Consider the following 16,699-nt stretch of genomic DNA (forward strand, 5'->3'; position numbering starts at 1 on the left):
GGGCCGTCAGGCCGGAACGCTGGCGATCGGCGCCGCCGTGGGCAGAAGTTGCCGCCAGGATTTCACATCGCCCACGTGGGTGGTCACGTAGCGTTCCAGCGCGCGCCACAGGGCCGGACGCTGCGCGTGGGGCACCGGCGCGTCCATGCTGACCCTGACGGTCTGCCGCACGACACTGCGCAGGAAGGCCAGCGCCTCGGTCGGGTACGCGGGCAGGCTGCTGCACTTGCCGCACAGCAGCTGACCGCCCAGCGGGTCCGGATGGGCAGGTGCGGGGGCGCGGCAGCGCGCGCAGTGGGCGGTGTTCTGCACGAAGCCCGCCAGCGCCAGCAGCTTGTGGCTCAGCACCAGGGCCACCCACTCGGGGTCCGGCTGGTGCGACAAGCCGCGCAGGGCGCCGGCGAACAGATCGAAGGCCTGGTCGCTGAACTCGCCTTCCTGGAACAGGGCGTCGGCGAACTCGGCCAGCAGGTGCGCGAAGGCGTAGCGCTCGGGCTCGGCCAGCCGCGGCAGGGCGCCCTCCAAGATGGCCTGCTTCACGCTGGCGAGATCGTTGTGCGGCCCCTGATAGACCTGCACGCCAACGTGGTGGAAGAGGTTCAGTCGGCTGGCAAGTGGCCCGCGCACTCCGCCGCGCGCCACGGCCTTGAGCTTGCCCTGCGGAGTCAGCAGGGTCACGATGATGTCGCCAGCGGGCGTCACGCGCCGCCGGATGACGATGCCGCTGCGGTTCGCGGTGCGTGACCTCACCCTCACAGTCTAGTGCCGGGACCACGCGGCGGCTGTGCCAGCGTCCACACTCGCGTGCAGGCGGCGCGGGTACACTGCCGTGAATGAGTGACGCGCACCGCCGTGACCACAGCGTCCGAGACCTGCTCCGGGAACTGTTTCCCGAGACCCACCGTGAACTGTTCGGACAAGACCAGACGGCCGCGCCGCCGACACTGGGCCTTTACGCCGTGGCGGACGGCCGCCTAGCGCTGGTGCAGGGCGACCAGCTGGCGGAATTCACGCCGCTCGATCCCAAGGGCAGCAAGGCGCTGCACTGCGACCTGTGCCACTACACCCGCAGCCGCACTGAGGCCGCCGTGTACCGCGTGCATGTGGGCCGCCGCCTGACGCGCTACGTGACGCTGTGTACCGGCACCGACAGCTGCCAGAAGCGGGCCGGGACGCGCGGCCTGACGCACCTCGCGGACCGCATCTTCCCCATCGAGCCCGTGACGATGGAGTGAGCGCTCTGAGGAGCGACCGACGTCTGGCGCGGGCCGCGACCACCCCGCTGGTGATCCGTGAGGGCCGGGCCGCTGCTGTCGCCGGCGTCGGCGGCTAGCGTGGGAAGGTGACTGAGGTGTGGCCATCCGTCCTGAGTGAACTTCGCCTGCTGGTGGGACTGCTGGTGGCGGCCGTGCTGAGCGGCCTGGTCGGCTGGGAACGCGAAGCCCACCGCACCGGCGCGGGGCTGCGCACGCACATGCTGGTAGGCATCAGCTCCGCGCTGTTCGTGGTACTGGCCGAGCAGCTGATCGTGCAGTACGGCGTGTCCAGCAGCGGCGTGCGCTTCGATCTGGTGGGCGTGCTGGCCGCCGTGGTCAGCGGCGTGAGCTTCCTGGGCGCGGGCACCATCTTCTCGTCGGGCCGGGGCGAGCGCACGCGCGGGCTGACCACGGCGGCCAGCCTCCTGGCCACCGCAGGCGTGGGCGTCGCGTGCGGACTGCACCTGTACGTCTTCGCGACGGGCGCGACAGTACTGTTCCTCTTCGTGCTGCGGCCCCTCCAGCGCATGACCGAGCGGCCCAAACGGCCTCCGCAGGACGCGGATTCGCTCGAATGACGCCCGGCCATCCGGCGGCCACTTGCCGCTTCGCGGAATATTGTATACAATATCCACAATGACCTCCTTCGAGCGGCCCACCCTGGTGCGCGACAGCGTGTATGACCACCTGCGCCGCGCGCTGCTAGACGGCGACATCGCTCCGGGCGAACGCCTCGCGGAGGTCGAACTCGGGCAGCACCTCGGCGTGTCCCGCACTCCGATCCGCGAGGCCCTGATGCGCCTGACGCAGGACGGCCTGCTCGTCGCGGAGGCGAACAAGGGCGTGCGCGTGCGCACCGTCACCTCCGCCGAGGCCCGCGACGCCTACGTGGTGCGCGAGGAACTCGACGGTCTTGCCGCCGCGCTGGCCGCCGAGCAGCACGCCGCCTCGGACGCCGCCCTGCTCCGCAGCGCCCTGAACCGCCTGAATGGTGCCCCCACCACCGACTACCGCGAACAGACCCGGCTCGACCTCGCGTACCACCGCGCGGTCACGGACGCCGCGCACAACACCGTGCTGGGTATCCTCGCGCGCGACCTGGAGCAGCGCGTGGCGCTGATCAAGCACCAGACCCGCACGTACAACGCCCACCCGGACACGGCCGCGCAGCACGCCGCGATCCTCCAGGCGATCCTGGACCGCGACGCGCCCGCCGCCCGCGAGGCCGCCCGCGCCCACGTCCGCACCTTCGCCGCACTCGTCCTGAGCGACCTTGGAGACCCCACATGATCGACCAGCTCTACCGCAAGACCGTCCTCACCGTCGCCGGCCAGAAGGCTGTGGAGACCATCGTGCGCTCGCGCGGCTGGAGCGTGGCCCAGCGCTTCGTGGCCGGCGAGAGCATCCAGACCGCGCTGGACGCCGTTCGCGAACTGGAGAAGGACGGCATCCTCAGCAACCTCGACCTGCTGGGCGAGTTCATCGACTCGCCCGAGAAGTGCACTGCCTTCGCGGACAACGTCCTGCGCCTGCTGGACGCCGCGCACGAGCAGGGCTTCACGCCGTATGTCAGCGTGAAACTGTCCAGCGTCGGCCAGGGCCAGACCGTGAACGGTGAGGATCTGGGGCTCACCAACGCCCGGCGCATCGTCGGCCGCGCCCGGCAGTACGGCGGCTTCGTGTGCCTGGACATGGAAGACCACGCGCGGGTGGACCAGACCCTCGCGCAGTTCCGCACCCTGCACGGTGAATTCGGCGGGCAGCACGTCGGCACGGTGCTCCAGTCGTACCTCTACCGCTCCGAGGCCGACCGCGCCGCGCTGGACGACCTGAACCCGAACCTCCGCATCGTCAAGGGAGCGTACCTCGAACCCGAAACGGTCGCCATGCCCGTCAAGGCCGACGTGGACGCCAGCTACCGCAAGCTCGTGTACGCGCACATGAAGGCCGGTGCCTACGTGAACGTCGCCACGCACGACGAGTCCATCATCCGCGACGTGCAGCACTTCGTCCTCGCCCACGGCATCGCCAAGGACGCCTTCGAGTTCCAGATGCTCTACGGCATCCGTCGCGACCTCCAGAAGAACCTCGCCGCCCAGGGCTACCGCGTCCGCGCGTACATCCCCTACGGCCGCGACTGGTACGCGTACTTCTCCCGCCGAATTGCCGAACGCCCGGCGAACGTGATGTTCGTGCTGCGCGGCATGCTGCGGGGATGAACGGGCCATCGGCTCTGAGCCATGAGCTTTGAGCCAGCCCGTCTCCCCTGATTGCCCACCGCCCCCGAAGGAGTGCCCACATGCTGAAAATCCAGGAGTACCGCCCCCAGCCCTTTACCGACTTCACGCTCGACGAGAACGTGCGGGCCTACAAGGACGCCCTGAAGACAGTCCGCGCCGAGCTGGTTGGCAAGCACTACCCGCTGGTCATCGACGGCGAGCGCGTGGACACCGCCGAGAAGCTGACCTCGCTGAACCCCTGCGACACCTCGGAAGTGGTGGGCACGACGGCAAAGGCAACCATAGAGGATGCCGAGCGGGCCTTGCAGGGCGCGTGGACAGCGTTCGAGACGTGGAAGACGTGGGACATGGACGCCCGCGCCCGGATTCTGCTGAAGGCCGCCGCGATCCTGAAGCGCCGCCGCCTGGAAGCGTGCGCGCTGATGAGCGTCGAGGTCGGCAAGAACTACGCCGAGGCCGACGTGGAGGTCGCGGAGGCCATCGACTTCCTGGAGTACTACGCGCGCAGCGCCATCAAGTACGCGGGCTTCGGCGCGGCCGAGACGACGTGGTTCGAGGGCGAGGAGAACGGCCTGATGTACCTGCCGCTGGGCGTGGGCGTCAGCATCAGCCCGTGGAACTTCCCGTGCGCGATCTTCCTGGGCATGCTGGCCGCGCCCATCGTGGCGGGCAACTGCGTGATCGCCAAACCCGCCGAGGACAGCGGCCTGATCGCGGGGATGATGGTGGACATCCTGCTGGAAGCGGGACTGCCCGCCGGGGTGCTCCAGTTCCTGCCGGGTGTGGGCAAGGAGGTCGGGGAATACCTGACCACGCACGCAAGGACGCGCTTCATCACGTTCACGGGCAGCCGCGCGGTGGGACTGCACATCAACGAGGTCGCCGCGAAGGTGCAGCCGGGCCAGAAGTGGATTAAGAAGGTCATCCTGGAACTGGGCGGCAAGGACGGCATGATCGTGGACGAGACCGCAGACGTGGACGTGGCCGTGACGGCCGCCGTGCAGGGAGCGTTCGGCTTCAACGGCCAGAAGTGCTCCGCGATGAGCCGCCTGATCGTGGTGGACAGCGTGTACGACGACGTGGTCAGCGCCTTCGTGGAGCGGGCGCGGGCACTGAAGGTCGGCACTGGCGAGGAGAACGCGAACGTCACGGCGGTCGTGAACCAGATGAGCTTTGACAAGATCAGGGGCTACCTCGACCTCGCGCCGCAGGAGGGCACGGTGCTGCTGGGCGGCGAGGCCACGGGCGAGGCGGGCGGCAAGACCGGGTACTACGTGCCGCCGACCATCGTGGGCGACGTGAAGCGCGGCGCCCGGCTGGCGCAGGAGGAGATCTTCGGGCCGGTCGTGTCGGTGATCCGAGCCAGGGACTGGCAGGACGCGCTGGACATCGCCAACAGCACGGAGTACGGCCTGACCGGCGGCGTGTGCAGCCGGAACCGGGCGCGGCTGGAGCAGGCCCGCCGCGAGTTCGAGGCCGGGAACCTGTACTTCAACCGCAAGATCACCGGGGCCATCGTGGGCGTGCAGCCCTTCGGCGGCTACAACATGAGCGGCACGGACAGCAAGGCGGGCGGCCCGGACTACCTGGCGAACTTCCTGCAGCTGAAGGCCGTGACCGAACGCTGGTAAGACCGGTCCCCGGGCCGCCGTCTTAGAAAACGACAACAATTATGGAGCGCGGGCGTGAATGGTTGCCGCGCTCCTTGCGTTTGAACATCAAACGGCTCCGTTGCCTTCGGTTTGGGTGGGAATGGCGGCGGCCGGTTCACCCGTGACAACCCAGACATGTCGGAACCTATGTGCAGGACGTCGCTTCGACGTCATCTTGCTCCGACTCCAAAGATGTCTAGGCAGGTACTCCGGTGAGGCTGGGCGTGACACTACTATCCGCCCAAGTTCCATCCTTTTCGTTGTCACGCAGTCCAACGCCGGTCGTGAGCCAGTCACGGCCTCCCTCCGGAGTCTTTGTCGTCCGGGCGGAGTTGCCGGACGTCTTCCCCTGTTCCCGGAGGAACCATGAAGCACCCCCGCTCCCTGTTCGCGGCCACCCTGGCCCTGTCCCTCGCCGCGTGCAGCCAGCAGACCGCCGTGACCCCCACGGCCAGCGAGAGTGCCGCGGGCGGCACCTACCTCGTCGGCTTCCGGCAGGACGGCCTGAGCAGCCAGAGCCTGAGCGCACAGGCGACCGTGCAGGCCCAGGCCATCACCGCGGCCGGCGGCGTCATCACCACCCAGTGGGCGGACATCAGCGCGGCGGCCGTCAAGCTCACCCCCACGGCGCTGGCGAAGCTCAAGGGCAACCCCCTGATCGAGTATGTCGAACAGGAAGCCGCGCACCACGCGCTGGGCGGCCGGCACCTGACCACGGACGCCGGGGCGAGCGGTAAACCCGGCAGCGTCACGCCGACCTCCACAACGGCCGCTCCGTACACGCCCAGCGGCGAGTTCACCTGGGGCGACAACGCGCTGCGCGTGCCGGACCTCCGCACGGCCGGATACACCGGGGCGAGCACGACCATCAAGGTCGCCGTGTGCGTGCTGGACACCGGCATCGACGGCAATCACCCCGAGTTCCAGCGCAAGCTCAAGGGCTTCAAGAACTTCACCGGTGAAGCCAACCGCAGTGACGCGTACGCCCCGAACGACGTGTCGCACCACGGCACGCATGTGTCGGGAACCGTCTTCGCACAGTACGGGGCGGGCACCGGCGCGTCCGGCCTGCAGCCCGGCGAGGACGCCAACGGCGTGGGCGGTGTGGCGACCGGCGCCGACCTGTACATGGGCCGAGTGCTGGGTGACACCGGGTCCGGCAGCAGCAGCGGCATCATCAACGGCCTGAACTGGTGCGCGGCGCAGCTCAAGAGCCAGGGCGGGACCGAGGACAAGGTCGTCGTATCGATGAGCCTGGGCGGCGGCAGCCGGAGCACCACCGAACAGCGCGCCTACACCAGCGCGTACAACAAGGGCGTGCTGATCGTCGCGGCCACCGGCAACGACGGCGCGGCCGTGTCGTACCCCGCCGCGTACGACAACGTGGTCGGTGTGGCCGCCGTGGACAACACCCTCGCCAAGGCCAGCTTCAGCAACTTCGGCACGCAGGTCGATCTGTCCGGCCCCGGCGTCGCCGTGCTGAGCAGCGTGCCACTCGGACAGGGCGCGGCGGCCAGCGCCTCGGGCGGCGGCGTGACCTTCACCGACGTGACTGGGGCCGACAACAGCGCCAAGACGACCGTCAGCGGCACCATCGTGAAGGCCGGCGACGGCACCGGCACGGCCGGCGCGAACCAGTTCTGCGGCACCAGCACCCGCAACAGCGCCCTGGCAAACAACATCGCCCTGATCTCGCGCGGCACCTGCACCTTCGAGGAGAAGGTCGCCAACGCGAACGCCAGCGGCGCCAAGGCCGTCATGATCTACAACAACGCCGCTGGCCCGCTGGGCATGAGCCTCACCAACACCTACGCCATCCCGGTCGTGGGCATCCTCCAGACCGACGGGCAGGCGCTGCTGGGCAAACTGCCCACCACCGGCACCGTTGCGGTGACCACCGCCGACTACGAGTACTTCGACGGCACCAGCATGGCGACCCCGCACGTGTCGGCCGCCGCCGCAGTGGTGTGGGCCGCCAAGCCCACCCTGACGAACGCGCAGCTCCTCAGCCTGCTGACCTCCACGGCCAGGGATCTGGGCACGGCCGGCAAGGACAACAACTTCGGCTACGGCCTGGTCGACCCGTACAAGGCCATCACCGGCAGGTAAGCTCCTGAGTTGCCCCGCCCTCCACGCACGTGGAGGGCTTTTTCATCTGTCTCGCTCCGCCATCAGCGTGTTCACGATCAGGGCGCCGCCCAGGATGGCGGGAATGCCACCGCCGGGATGAACGCCGGTGCCCACCTGCCACAGGCCCGGCGCCACGTGGTACGGCTGCGGATGCAGCGGCCCGGCGCGCCACGCCGGGGCTGCCGCTCCGTAGATCGCGCCGCCCGGATGGCCGCCCAGCACGTAGTGGGCAGGGGTCAGCGTCCGGGCGTCCCGCAGGGCCGGAAGCAGGTCCGGCACGTCCAGCCGCCGGGCCACGCGCCGCAGTTCGGCCTGCACCCACGGGTGATCGGGGCTGGGAGCCGCGCCGGTCGCGGGCATGCTGATGAGCACCGTCACGCGGGGAGGGTCGTGGTGCACCATGGTCAGGGTGCTGTCCGGCAGCGCGCCCGCCCGCAGCGCCCGGCGCAGGGCGCGAAAGTCGTCCGGGGGAACGATGCTGGTGTAGGGCAGCGGCAGGGGTCGGTCCAGCACGCCGTACAGCACAAATCCGCTGACGGTCCGGCGGCCCACCGGACTGCGCGTGGAGTGGCGTCGCAGCGCGGCCAGCCGGGTTGGGTCGATCGCGCTGACCAGCACGTCGTGCCGCACGGTCTCGCCGCCGTCCAGTTCGAGCGTGGTAGCGCGCAGCCCGGTGACTGCACAGCCCGTCCGGATCACCACGCCCCGGCGTCCGGCCAGCGCCAGCAGCGTGTCGAGCAGAGCGCCCATGCCGGCGGCGGGGCGGTAGACCTGCCCGTCCAGCAGGGCCGGGATCAGGGCGTAGAGGGCCGGGGCGTCCCACGGCGTGACGCCCGCGTTGAGCGCGTGGGTCGCCAGGGCGTGCTCCAGCGCGGGGGGCAGCCGCTGTGCACGCAGCCACGCGTGGGCGGTGGGATGCCGGCCCGTCACGCCGAACAGCGCCCGCGCCGCCCGCAGGAACGCCGGATCGGTCACTCGGGGCGGCGTGGTGAGCAGGGTGGTCAGGTGCGGGCGCAGCGGCGCGGCCGTCCGCACGTAGGATCGCCAGTGCGGGTGCAGCGGATGGTCCGGCGGCACGGGCAGCGGGACGGGGCCAAACGGCGTGTGGTGCACGCCCAATCCGCCCGGCAGGGGCCGCAGGTCGAGCGGATCGGGTTCGCCCACGCGCTCCACGTACGCGCGCCACACCTCGGGAAACGTAAAGAGGCTCGGGCCGGTGTCGAAGGTGACGGCGCCGACCTGCTCACGGCGCAGCTTGCCGCCGGCCCGGTCGCGCTCGTACACCGTGACGGCGTGCCCGCGCCCACCGAGCAGCGCCGCGAGCGCCACACCGGCCAGACCGCCCCCGATAATCCCGACCGACCGCATGAATCAGAGCCCGTGCCACAGCCCGCGCGCGAGCAGGTACACCAGTTGCACGCCCGCCACCGCGCCCACGATCCACGGCGTGACGATGCTCAGGGGGTACAGCCGGGCCGCCCGCTGCGGCGTGGGCGAGCGCAGCAGGCTCAGGGCCATGCCGCCGCATGTGACGGCCAGGGCCAGCGCCGTCAGGGCCGAGACGGACCACAGCAGCGCGGCGGCCACCGCGAACCAGCTCAGCGCGTAGCACGCGGCGCCGCGCGCGCCCAGGGTGGTGGCGACAGTGGCAGTGCCCGCGTGCCGGTCGGCTGGAATGTCCTGCACGGCGTCGAAGGCGTGCTTGCCCACCGAGTACGCCATCAGCGCCAGCAGTGGCAGCCACGGCACCGGGCTGCCGAGGACCAGGGCGGGCAGGGCGAGCGGCAGGGCGTACGCGACGTTACTCAGGCCGTCCAGGAACGGGCGGGCCTTCACGCGCAGGGGCGGCAGGCTGTACGCCGCGAACAGCGCCGCCGACAGCGCCAGCACCAGCGTCGCGGCGGGCGGCAGGACTATGGCCAGGACCACGAGGGCCGGCACGTTCCACGTCAGGGTGGCGCGCAGCAGCGGCGCAGCCTCCGCGTCGGCCAGGCGGGCGCCCTGCCACCCACCCTTGCGGCTCGAGCGGGCATCTTCCTCTCGGTCCCACAGGTCGTTCAGGCCGTAGATCAGCAGGTTGAACGGCAGGGTCAGATACGCCAGCAGCAGCAGCACACCGGCGTCCAGCGTGTACAGCCGGCCGGTCAGCCAAACGCCCGTGACCAGCGTGCCGATGGTGTTGATCCACAGCGCGGGCCGCGACACCGTGAGCAGGCGCCGCAGGGGCAGGGTGGTGGGCAGGGTCAGGACTCGGGAGCGCATGGTCGTCCGGGCCGCATTGTACGGGCGCGGCTCCCTGCGGAGGTCCCCGTGCGAGGGCACGAATGCTTACGATTGGCACGCACGCCGTCCGGAACAATGGCGGAAGGATGCACCTTCCCGAACAGCTGTCTCACCTGGGCATGTACACGGCCTCCGAGGTCGAGTCGCGCACGGGTGTGCCGGCCACCACCCTGCGGCAGTGGGAGCGGCGCTACGGCTTTCCGCGTCCGGCGCGCAATTCCAGCGGGTACCGCCTGTACTCGCCGGAGGACGTGGTCGAGATCGGGCGGATGCAGGCGCACCTGATGCAGGGCGTGTCCGCGCGCCGGGCGGCCGAGCTGACCCTGGCGGGCCTCGACCCGGCCCGCGCGCCGTCTGGGGCGGGGCCGAACGTCGAGCGCCTGGCCGCGACGCTCACGGCGGCGCTGCTCGCGTCGGACAGTGGGAAGGCGCAGGCGGTGCTGGGCGAGGCGTACGCGCAGCTACCACAGGAGACGGTGCTGCTGGAGATCGTCACGCCCACGCTGGCCGACATCGGGCAGCGCTGGGAGCGCGGGGAGATTACGGTCGCGCACGAGCACGAGGCCACCGCCTTCCTGCGCGCCCGTCTGATGGCCCTGATGGACGCCGCCGACACGCCCGCCGCGCCCGGCCCGCTGGTGGTGGCCGCGTGCGCGCCCGGCGAGCGGCACGAGCTCGGCCTGATGATGCTGACGGTGGCCCTGCGCCGCCGCGGCGTGCGCGTCGCTTACCTGGGCGCGGACGTGCCGCTGGGCGACCTCGCGGTGTACGCGCGGGAACGCGGCGCGGCCGGCGTGATGCTGGCCCTCCAGGGCGACTGGGCGCTGCCGGGCACGCGGGCGCAGCGCCGCGACCTGGACGACCTGGGCGTGCCCGTCTACCTGGGGGGCGCGCTGATGAACAGCTGGCCGGAACTGGCCGGGGAACTGCGCGGCATCTACGCCGGCCCGGATTTCCACGGAGCCGCCGAGCAGATCGCGCAGCACCTGCGCGGGGAGGACTCATGAAGGTACTCGTCACCGGAGCGAGCGGGTTCGTCGGGACCGCGGTCGTGCGGGAACTCAGTCGGCGCGGGCACGAGGTCTGGGCGGGCAGCCGCGAGGGCAGGGCCGTGGCCGGCGCGCGTGGCGTGCGGCTGGACGTGACGGACGCGGGCAGCGTCGTGCGCGCTGTGGCCGAGGCCGACCCCGACGTGGTGGTACACCTCGTCGGAATCATCGTGGAGAAAGGCGAGCAGAGTTTCGAGCGCGTGCACGTGGAGGGCACCCGGCACGTGCTCGCGGCCACGCCGCGCGGCGCGCGGTACGTGCACATGAGCGCGCTGGGCGCCGATCCGCAGAGCGAGAGCGGCTACAGCGCCACCAAGGGCCGCGCCGAGGCGCTGGTGCGCGGCAGCGGCCTGCCGTACACGATCTTCCGGCCCAGCCTGATCTTCGGGCCCGGCGACGACTTCTTCGGCCGGGTGCTGCGCGAACTCGTGAGCACCGCGCCGATCGTGCCGCAGATCGGAGACGGTTCCTTCCCGTTCCGGCCGGTCAGCGTGCAGGACGTCGCGCAGGCGTTCGCCGGGGCGGTGGACGGCCAGGGCGTGGGCGAGACCTACGCATTGACCGGCCCGGACGAGTTCACGTTCCGGCAACTGCTGGAACTCGAACTGCGGGCGCTGGGCAAGTCCAAGCCCATCGTGCCGGTGCCGCTCGTGCTCATGAATCTCGCGGTTCCGCTGATGCAGGTATTGCCCAACCCGCCCATTACGAAGGACCAGTACGCGATGCTCAAGGAAGGCAACACGGCGCCGAACGAGCCGGCCCGCTCGGTGTTCGGTCTGCCCATGCGCCGCCTGGCCGACGACCTGCCGGGCCTGCTGGCCGCGGGAAGAGCGTCAGGGCAGGCGGCCGGGTAGGTCCTGAAGGGCGGCCACCTCGATGCGCGGCCGCCCCTGCCGGAACGCAGCGAGGTAGCCGGCGACGGTGCCGCCCGCCTGCACCACGAACTTCGCCAGGGCCTGCGCGGTGCCGCCGCTCGCCACGACGTCCTGCACGATGGCGACCCGCCGGCCGCGCAGCCGCTCGGCGTGCGGGCCGTCCAGCCACAGCGTCTCCGCGACGCCCAGGCTCAGGCTGGGCACGTCCTGGATCAGCGGCGACTGCATGTACGTGCGGCGCTTCTTGCGCGCACAGACATACGGCAGGCCCGAGCGGTCGCTGAGTTCGTGCGCCAGCGGCAGCGCGTTCGTGACCACCGTGAGCAGGAGTTCGGTGCCGTCCGGGATCAGCGGCAGCATGGCCTGGGCGGCCGCGTTCGTGAACTCCGGGTCGCCGATGAACTCCACGAGCGGCACGCGGCCCAGGTTGCCGGCGCGCACCGTGGGCAGGACGCGCTCGACGTCGCCGATCCGGACGGTCAGCGGCGTGGGTGGTGCAGCGCTCACGTGAACAGCGGCAGGTGACCGAGGGCCGTGACCTCGGGGCGCTCGTCGCCCTCGGTGAAGACGGCCAGCACGGCCGCGACCTCGCCCCCGACCCCCTCGATGATCTCCCGCAGCGAGTTCAGGGTGCCGCCGCTGGACACCACGTCGTCCACGATGGCGACCTTGTGCCCACGCACCTTCTCGACGTCGAAGCCGTCCAGCACCAGCAGTTGCGGCTTGCCGGTGGTGATGCTCACGACCTCGCGCGCCACGGGGTTGACCATGTAGGGCTTCTGGGTCTTGCGGATCACGATGTACGGCTTGCCGCTCTCGCGGCTGATCACGTGCGCCAGCCCCAGCGCCTTGACCTCGGGCGTGACGAGCACGTCGATGTCCGGCGGAATCAGGCGGGCGAGTTCGCGGCCGGCCTCCTCGGTCACCTCGGTGTCGCCCAGCATGTTGAACAGGGCCACGCTGACGCCGGGGGCCACAGGAACGACGGGCAGGTCACGGGTCACGCGACCCACGTGGACGGTGTGGGTGGTCATATCCCCGAGTGTAGTGCGTGCCCGCCCAGCCGGGCCGCCTACTCCCCGAGCGACCGGCCGTTCAGCGTGACCGCGCCGCCGTCGAGGCGCAGCGTCGTGCTCAGCGTGCGGCCCGCGCGGGTGATGTAGCCCGCCTGTTCCAGCGCACCGAGGTTCTGCGCGATGCCCTGACCCGGCGCCCCCACGGACGACACGAGGTCCGTGATGGCGGCCTCGCTGCCGCGCACGTTCAGCGTCACGGCGAGCAGTCCCCCCAGCAGGGCCGGCGACTGCGCCACCTGCGCGAGCTGAGGGGCCGTCAGGGTCGCGGCGCCCGGCACTGTGATCCGGCCGGTCACGGCGACCTCTCCGGCGGGCCGTGTCACGCTGATCCGCTCGATGTCGAGGGCCGGCCCACCACGCAGCACGTCGAGCAGGTCACTCTGGAGCTGCTGCTGTTGCGCCGGCGTGAGGGTCTCCCGGCGGCCCGGGGCCACGCTCCCCTGCTGCGCCTGCTGGAGCAGCGTGACGATCCGCTCCAGCGGCGCGCCCGGCACGTGCGACACGCCCACGTGCACCCGCAGGTCAGAGACGGTCTGCCCACCCGCCTTCAGGGTGCCCACGTCGTAGCGGGCGGCGCTGCCGTAGAACCCGCCCGCCTCGGTCGTTTCGCTGCTGACCTTCACAGTGCCCAGTTCGACGTTCTGGCCGCCGCCGATGAAGCTCACACCCTGCAACTCGACGGTCGCCGTTCCGGTCCCCAGCGCGCGGCCCGCAGACTGGTGGGTGGTGCCCGTCGCGGTGAGGCCGCGCACGGTGGCGCCGCCGTCCGCACTGACGACCGTGCCGCCGGGCCAGGTCACGGTGCTGCGGGTGGTGGTTCCGGCCACAGCAAGGAGCGCGTGGGCGGCCTGCCACGTCACCTGGGTGCCGTCGTCGGCGCGCACACTGCCGGCGGGTACGTCCAGGGTGCTGTCCGAGCCGCCGGCCAGCCCGACGACCGTGTGCAGGGTCGGCTTGCGGTTGGGAAAGGCCCGGTCGTAGGCGGCCTGCGCCGCCGCGTCCTTGAAGGCGACCTCGGTGTCCACCGTCGCCTGCGCCACACCGCGCAGTCCGGGAAATGGGCCGTGCTGGATGCGGTTCGTGACGATCACGTCAAAGGGCACGCCGGCACCCTGGTCACTGATCCGCACGTCGAGGATCTGCGTGGACGACGTGAGGCCGCGCCGGTACGCCGTCTGGGTCACGGTCACGACTCCGGTCGGTCCGAGAGTGGCGTTGAGCTGCGTGGTGAGGTCGTTCGCCACGGCCTGCGTGCGGCCAGCGAACACGGCGGTCGCCCCGGCCACGGCGCCCAGAGCGATGACGGCGGTCAGCGCAACGGCTGCCAGTGGAGAGCGGCGTCGGGGGCGGGCGCGGCCAGGCGGGGGCTTGGTGATCCGGGTCATGGGGTCTCCTGAGAGCGGGGAATGTGAACCTACCCTTCACACTACGGACGGCGCCGCGCCCGGGTTGCCGCAGACGGGCCGCCCGATGGGGGGATTCGTCCAGACACCTGTCATCAGTTGACTTGTTTTGTCAGCTTTAGAAGATTACTCTTTTCATCAATGATTGGCTCGCCCTCCCCTGCCAGCTCCCGTGCGGCCCGCACGGATCTCAGCGCCCTGCGGTTCAATCAGGTCACGGTGATCGCCGTGACGGCGCTGGCCGTCGTCCTGACCGCGCCGCTGCTCACGCTGCTGCTCGGCGCGGCCATGCTGCTCGGCGCCGTCTTCCCCGACGCCTCGCCGCTGCGCGCCGCGTACCGTGCGCTCGGCCGTCCGCTGGGCCTGAAACCCGACGTCGTGGATGAGGACCCGCGCGCCCACCATTTCGCTCAGGGCGTGGGCGGGACCTTCCTGCTCGCCTCGGCGCTGGTGACCCTCGCGGGTCTGCCCGTGGTCGGGGCCGTGCTGGGCCTCGTGGTCATCGCACTGGCCGCCCTGAACCTCACCAAGAAGATCTGCGTGGGCTGTCTGATGTACTTCCAGTACCGCCGCCTCCGCTACGCCATCCTGAGCCGCTAAGGAACCCCTGACATGTCCGATATCGAGACCCTGAAAAAAGAACTGCCGCCCTTCCAGATCTTCGACCTGATCCCGCAGTACGCCGCGCAGGGCGCAATCGACCCCGAGCGCATCGACCTGCTGAAGTGGGCCGGCGTGTACCCGCAGCGCCCTCAGGAAGACGGCTTCCTGATGATGCGTGTGAAAGTGCCCACCGCCGAGTTCAGCAGCGACACGCTGCGCGGCATCGCGGGCATCGCGGAGGACTACGGCCGCGGCCTGCTGGACGTCACGGACCGTCAGGCCTTCCAGTTCCACTGGCTGACCATCGGAAACATCCCCGCGATCTTCGACCGCCTGGAGGCCATCGGTCTGCACACCAAGGGTGCGTGCGGCGACACCGTGCGCGCGGTGATCGCCAGCCCACTGGCCGGCCTGGACGCGCGTGAAGTGATCGACGTGCGCCCCATCGCCGCGTCCATGGAAGGCAGCCTCAGCGGCAACCCGGACTTCCAGGACCTGCCGCGCAAGTTCAAGATCAGCATCACGGCGGTGCCGGAACTCGAAGGCATCCACATGATCAACGACATCGGCTTCCTGGCCCACCGGGTGAACGGCGAGGTCGGCTTCGACGTGTGGGTGGGCGGCGGCCTGGGCGCGGTCGCGCACCTCGCCAAGCGGCTGGGCGTGTTCATCCGCCCCGAGGAGGTCGTCGAGGTGGGCCGCGCCATCGCCGGGGCGTACCGTGACCACGGCTACCGCGCCAACCGCAAGAAGAGCCGCCTGAAGTTCCTGATCAAGGACCTCGGCGTGGAGAAGTTCCGCGAGATCGTCGAGACCGAGTACCTGGGCCGCACACTCCAGGACGGCCCCGCCGCGCCCGTCGCGCGCTTCGGCGGCAACGACGTGCTGGGCGTGAACCCCCAGGCGGACGGCCTGAACTACGTGGTCGTGGCGACCACCGTGGGACGCATCAACCCCGACAAGGCCCGCGCGCTGGCTGCCCTGGCCGAGCGCTACGGCCAGGGCACGCTGCGCACCACCGCGTTCCAGAACATGGTGATCCCGCACGTGAAGTCGGAGGACGTGGCTGCCCTCAGCGCCGAGCTGGCCGCGCTGGACCTCGCGCCCAAGACCACGCTGCGCGGCACCACCATCGCGTGCACCGGCACGCAGTTCTGCCGCCTGGCCCTGACCGAGACCAAGGCGCGCACCGCCGGGCTGGTCGACCAGATCGAGGCGAAGTTCAGCGGTCTGGACGTGCCCGTCACCATCAACCTGACCGGCTGCTCGAACGCCTGCACGCGCTACCAGGTCGCGGACCTGGGCTTCATGGGCGCGAACAAGACCGACCCCGACGGCACCGTGCACGAGGTCTACAACGTGCATCTCGCCGGCAGCATCGGTCAGGCGCAGCGCACCGGCACGAAGCTGAGGGGCGCCGTGCCCGCCGAGCGCCTGACCGAGTACACCGACGCCGTGCTGTCGGACTTCCAGGCCCACAAGCAGCCCGCCGAAAGCTTCGTGGAATACGCCGACCGCGTGGGCCACGACCGCTTCACGCCCGACGCGGTGCTGAGCGCCGCCGGCCTGAGCGCGAAGTCACTGGTGAACGCGTGACCGTCGCCGCCGAGCGTCCTGCGGTAACCACCGGCCGTGTGGTGTGGTTCACCGGCCTGAGCGGTGCCGGCAAGAGCACCCTGGCAAGCGCGCTGTACGCCGAACTGCACGCGCGCGGCGTGTCGGTGGAGCTGCTGGATGGCGACGCCGTGCGCGAGAACCTGTCCAAGGGGCTGGGCTTCACCAAGGCAGACCGCGACACCAACGTCCGCCGCATCGGGTTCGTGGCGGGCCTGCTGGCCAAGCATGGCGTGACGGTGCTGGTCAGCGCGATCAGCCCCTACGCCGACACCCGGCGCGAGGTGCTGGCGTCGTTTCCCGACGCGCTGGAAGTGTTCGTGGACGCGCCGCTGGAGGTCGTCACCGAGCGCGACGTGAAGGGCCTCTACCTGCGCGCCATCGCCGGCGAGATCCCGCACTTCACGGGCGTGAGCGATCCCTACGAGGCACCCGAGTCGCCCGACGTTCACCTGGAAACGCACAAGATCAGCGTCGAGGACGGCGTGCGGCAGCTGCTGGGGCGGTTGGGGCTGTGA

Annotated in this window: 17 protein-coding genes; 11 read left to right on the top strand and 6 right to left on the bottom strand. The window is 70.7% G+C overall.

Translation table 11 applies throughout. The features are described 5' to 3' along the window. Nucleotides 1–6 precede the first annotated feature (6 nt). Nucleotides 7–750, bottom strand: coding sequence for a DNA repair protein RecO (gene recO, locus HNQ07_RS04125; protein WP_184109599.1), 744 nt, complete (start codon nucleotides 748–750; stop codon nucleotides 7–9). An 83-nt stretch (nucleotides 751–833) separates the two neighbouring features. Here recO and HNQ07_RS04130 point away from each other — a divergent pair, with 83 nt between their 5' ends. The 6 genes from HNQ07_RS04130 (at nucleotide 834) to HNQ07_RS04155 (ending at nucleotide 7,257) form a co-directional block, all read left to right on the top strand. After that, nucleotides 834–1,235 carry a hypothetical protein gene (locus tag HNQ07_RS04130; RefSeq protein ID WP_184109600.1) on the top strand — a complete coding sequence of 134 codons (402 nt, stop codon included), beginning with the start codon at nucleotides 834–836 and terminating at the stop codon, nucleotides 1,233–1,235. A 107-nt stretch (nucleotides 1,236–1,342) separates the two neighbouring features. After that, nucleotides 1,343–1,834: an MgtC/SapB family protein gene (locus HNQ07_RS04135; protein ID WP_229831740.1), complete on the top strand. Its 492-nt coding sequence runs from the start codon at nucleotides 1,343–1,345 to the stop codon at nucleotides 1,832–1,834. A gap of 58 nt (nucleotides 1,835–1,892) precedes the next feature. Then, nucleotides 1,893–2,546, top strand: a complete 654-nt coding sequence (locus tag HNQ07_RS04140) for a GntR family transcriptional regulator (RefSeq protein WP_184109601.1) — start codon at nucleotides 1,893–1,895, stop codon at nucleotides 2,544–2,546. Further along, complete coding sequence (locus tag HNQ07_RS04145; RefSeq protein ID WP_184109602.1) at nucleotides 2,543–3,475, top strand: proline dehydrogenase family protein; 933 nt, start codon at nucleotides 2,543–2,545, stop codon at nucleotides 3,473–3,475. The genes HNQ07_RS04140 and HNQ07_RS04145 overlap by 4 nt, the downstream gene beginning before the upstream one ends. 80 nt (nucleotides 3,476–3,555) lie before the next feature. Then, entirely contained in the window at nucleotides 3,556–5,127 is a 1,572-nt protein-coding gene (gene pruA, locus HNQ07_RS04150) for an L-glutamate gamma-semialdehyde dehydrogenase (RefSeq protein WP_184109603.1), read from the top strand. 387 nt (nucleotides 5,128–5,514) lie between these two features. After that, entirely contained in the window at nucleotides 5,515–7,257 is a 1,743-nt protein-coding gene (locus HNQ07_RS04155) for a S8 family serine peptidase (protein WP_184109604.1), read from the top strand. Nucleotides 7,258–7,299: 42 nt separating this feature from the next. Here HNQ07_RS04155 and HNQ07_RS04160 read toward each other — a convergent pair whose 3' ends face one another. Both HNQ07_RS04160 and HNQ07_RS04165 read right to left on the bottom strand, forming a co-directional pair. Then, nucleotides 7,300–8,646, bottom strand: a complete 1,347-nt coding sequence (locus HNQ07_RS04160) for a phytoene desaturase family protein (protein ID WP_184109605.1) — start codon at nucleotides 8,644–8,646, stop codon at nucleotides 7,300–7,302. Nucleotides 8,647–8,649: 3 nt separating this feature from the next. Next, nucleotides 8,650–9,540 (bottom strand): UbiA family prenyltransferase, encoded by an 891-nt coding sequence (locus HNQ07_RS04165; RefSeq protein WP_184109606.1) that lies wholly within the window; start codon nucleotides 9,538–9,540, stop codon nucleotides 8,650–8,652. Between the two features lie 107 nt (nucleotides 9,541–9,647). On the opposite strand from HNQ07_RS04165, the gene HNQ07_RS04170 reads away from it, so the two are divergent. Together HNQ07_RS04170 and HNQ07_RS04175 are read left to right on the top strand one after the other, a co-directional pair. Further along, the gene (locus HNQ07_RS04170; protein ID WP_184109607.1) at nucleotides 9,648–10,568 is read left to right on the top strand and encodes a MerR family transcriptional regulator; all 921 of its coding nucleotides are present in this window, start codon (nucleotides 9,648–9,650) and stop codon (nucleotides 10,566–10,568) included. Beyond that, entirely contained in the window at nucleotides 10,565–11,464 is a 900-nt protein-coding gene (locus tag HNQ07_RS04175; RefSeq protein WP_184109608.1) for a complex I NDUFA9 subunit family protein, read from the top strand. Before HNQ07_RS04170 ends, HNQ07_RS04175 begins: the two co-directional genes overlap by 4 nt. On the opposite strand, the gene HNQ07_RS04180 is transcribed toward HNQ07_RS04175, so the two are convergent. The 3 genes from HNQ07_RS04180 to HNQ07_RS04190 are packed head-to-tail and all read right to left on the bottom strand — an operon-like array spanning nucleotide 11,444 to nucleotide 13,946. Continuing rightward, nucleotides 11,444–11,992, bottom strand: a complete 549-nt coding sequence (locus HNQ07_RS04180) for a phosphoribosyltransferase family protein (RefSeq protein WP_184109609.1) — start codon at nucleotides 11,990–11,992, stop codon at nucleotides 11,444–11,446. The two genes, HNQ07_RS04175 and HNQ07_RS04180, sit on opposite strands and share 21 nt — an antisense overlap. Continuing rightward, the gene (locus HNQ07_RS04185) at nucleotides 11,989–12,519 is read right to left on the bottom strand and encodes a phosphoribosyltransferase family protein (protein ID WP_184109610.1); all 531 of its coding nucleotides are present in this window, start codon (nucleotides 12,517–12,519) and stop codon (nucleotides 11,989–11,991) included. Before HNQ07_RS04185 ends, HNQ07_RS04180 begins: the two co-directional genes overlap by 4 nt. A gap of 38 nt (nucleotides 12,520–12,557) precedes the next feature. Next, complete coding sequence (locus HNQ07_RS04190; RefSeq protein ID WP_184109611.1) at nucleotides 12,558–13,946, bottom strand: YdgA family protein; 1,389 nt, start codon at nucleotides 13,944–13,946, stop codon at nucleotides 12,558–12,560. 159 nt (nucleotides 13,947–14,105) lie between these two features. Between HNQ07_RS04190 and HNQ07_RS04195 the strand changes: the two genes are divergently transcribed. From HNQ07_RS04195 to cysC, 3 genes are read left to right on the top strand one after another with little or no spacing between them, the layout of a single operon-like run. After that, a complete protein-coding gene (locus tag HNQ07_RS04195; protein WP_184109612.1) occupies nucleotides 14,106–14,564 on the top strand; it encodes a DUF4395 domain-containing protein in 459 nt (152 codons plus the stop codon). Nucleotides 14,565–14,576: 12 nt separating this feature from the next. Then, nucleotides 14,577–16,163, top strand: coding sequence for a nitrite/sulfite reductase (locus HNQ07_RS04200; RefSeq protein ID WP_184109613.1), 1,587 nt, complete (start codon nucleotides 14,577–14,579; stop codon nucleotides 16,161–16,163). Further along, complete coding sequence (cysC, locus tag HNQ07_RS04205) at nucleotides 16,160–16,699, top strand: adenylyl-sulfate kinase (protein WP_184109614.1); 540 nt, start codon at nucleotides 16,160–16,162, stop codon at nucleotides 16,697–16,699. The genes HNQ07_RS04200 and cysC overlap by 4 nt, the downstream gene beginning before the upstream one ends.

This window comes from Deinococcus metalli (assembly GCF_014201805.1).
Classification (GTDB): Bacteria; Deinococcota; Deinococci; order Deinococcales; family Deinococcaceae; genus Deinococcus; species Deinococcus metalli.

Coding starts and splice junctions, on each gene's coding strand:
- HNQ07_RS04185 (WP_184109610.1), bottom strand. CDS start 12,519: ATGACCACCCACACCGTCCACGTGGGTCGCGTGACCCGTGACCTGCCC.
- HNQ07_RS04140 (WP_184109601.1), top strand. CDS start 1,893: ATGACCTCCTTCGAGCGGCCCACCCTGGTGCGCGACAGCGTGTATGAC.
- HNQ07_RS04200 (WP_184109613.1), top strand. CDS start 14,577: ATGTCCGATATCGAGACCCTGAAAAAAGAACTGCCGCCCTTCCAGATC.
- HNQ07_RS04190 (WP_184109611.1), bottom strand. CDS start 13,946: ATGACCCGGATCACCAAGCCCCCGCCTGGCCGCGCCCGCCCCCGACGC.
- HNQ07_RS04160 (WP_184109605.1), bottom strand. CDS start 8,646: ATGCGGTCGGTCGGGATTATCGGGGGCGGTCTGGCCGGTGTGGCGCTC.
- HNQ07_RS04165 (WP_184109606.1), bottom strand. CDS start 9,540: ATGCGCTCCCGAGTCCTGACCCTGCCCACCACCCTGCCCCTGCGGCGC.
- HNQ07_RS04175 (WP_184109608.1), top strand. CDS start 10,565: ATGAAGGTACTCGTCACCGGAGCGAGCGGGTTCGTCGGGACCGCGGTC.
- HNQ07_RS04130 (WP_184109600.1), top strand. CDS start 834: ATGAGTGACGCGCACCGCCGTGACCACAGCGTCCGAGACCTGCTCCGG.
- HNQ07_RS04145 (WP_184109602.1), top strand. CDS start 2,543: ATGATCGACCAGCTCTACCGCAAGACCGTCCTCACCGTCGCCGGCCAG.
- pruA (WP_184109603.1), top strand. CDS start 3,556: ATGCTGAAAATCCAGGAGTACCGCCCCCAGCCCTTTACCGACTTCACG.
- HNQ07_RS04170 (WP_184109607.1), top strand. CDS start 9,648: ATGCACCTTCCCGAACAGCTGTCTCACCTGGGCATGTACACGGCCTCC.
- HNQ07_RS04155 (WP_184109604.1), top strand. CDS start 5,515: ATGAAGCACCCCCGCTCCCTGTTCGCGGCCACCCTGGCCCTGTCCCTC.
- HNQ07_RS04195 (WP_184109612.1), top strand. CDS start 14,106: ATGATTGGCTCGCCCTCCCCTGCCAGCTCCCGTGCGGCCCGCACGGAT.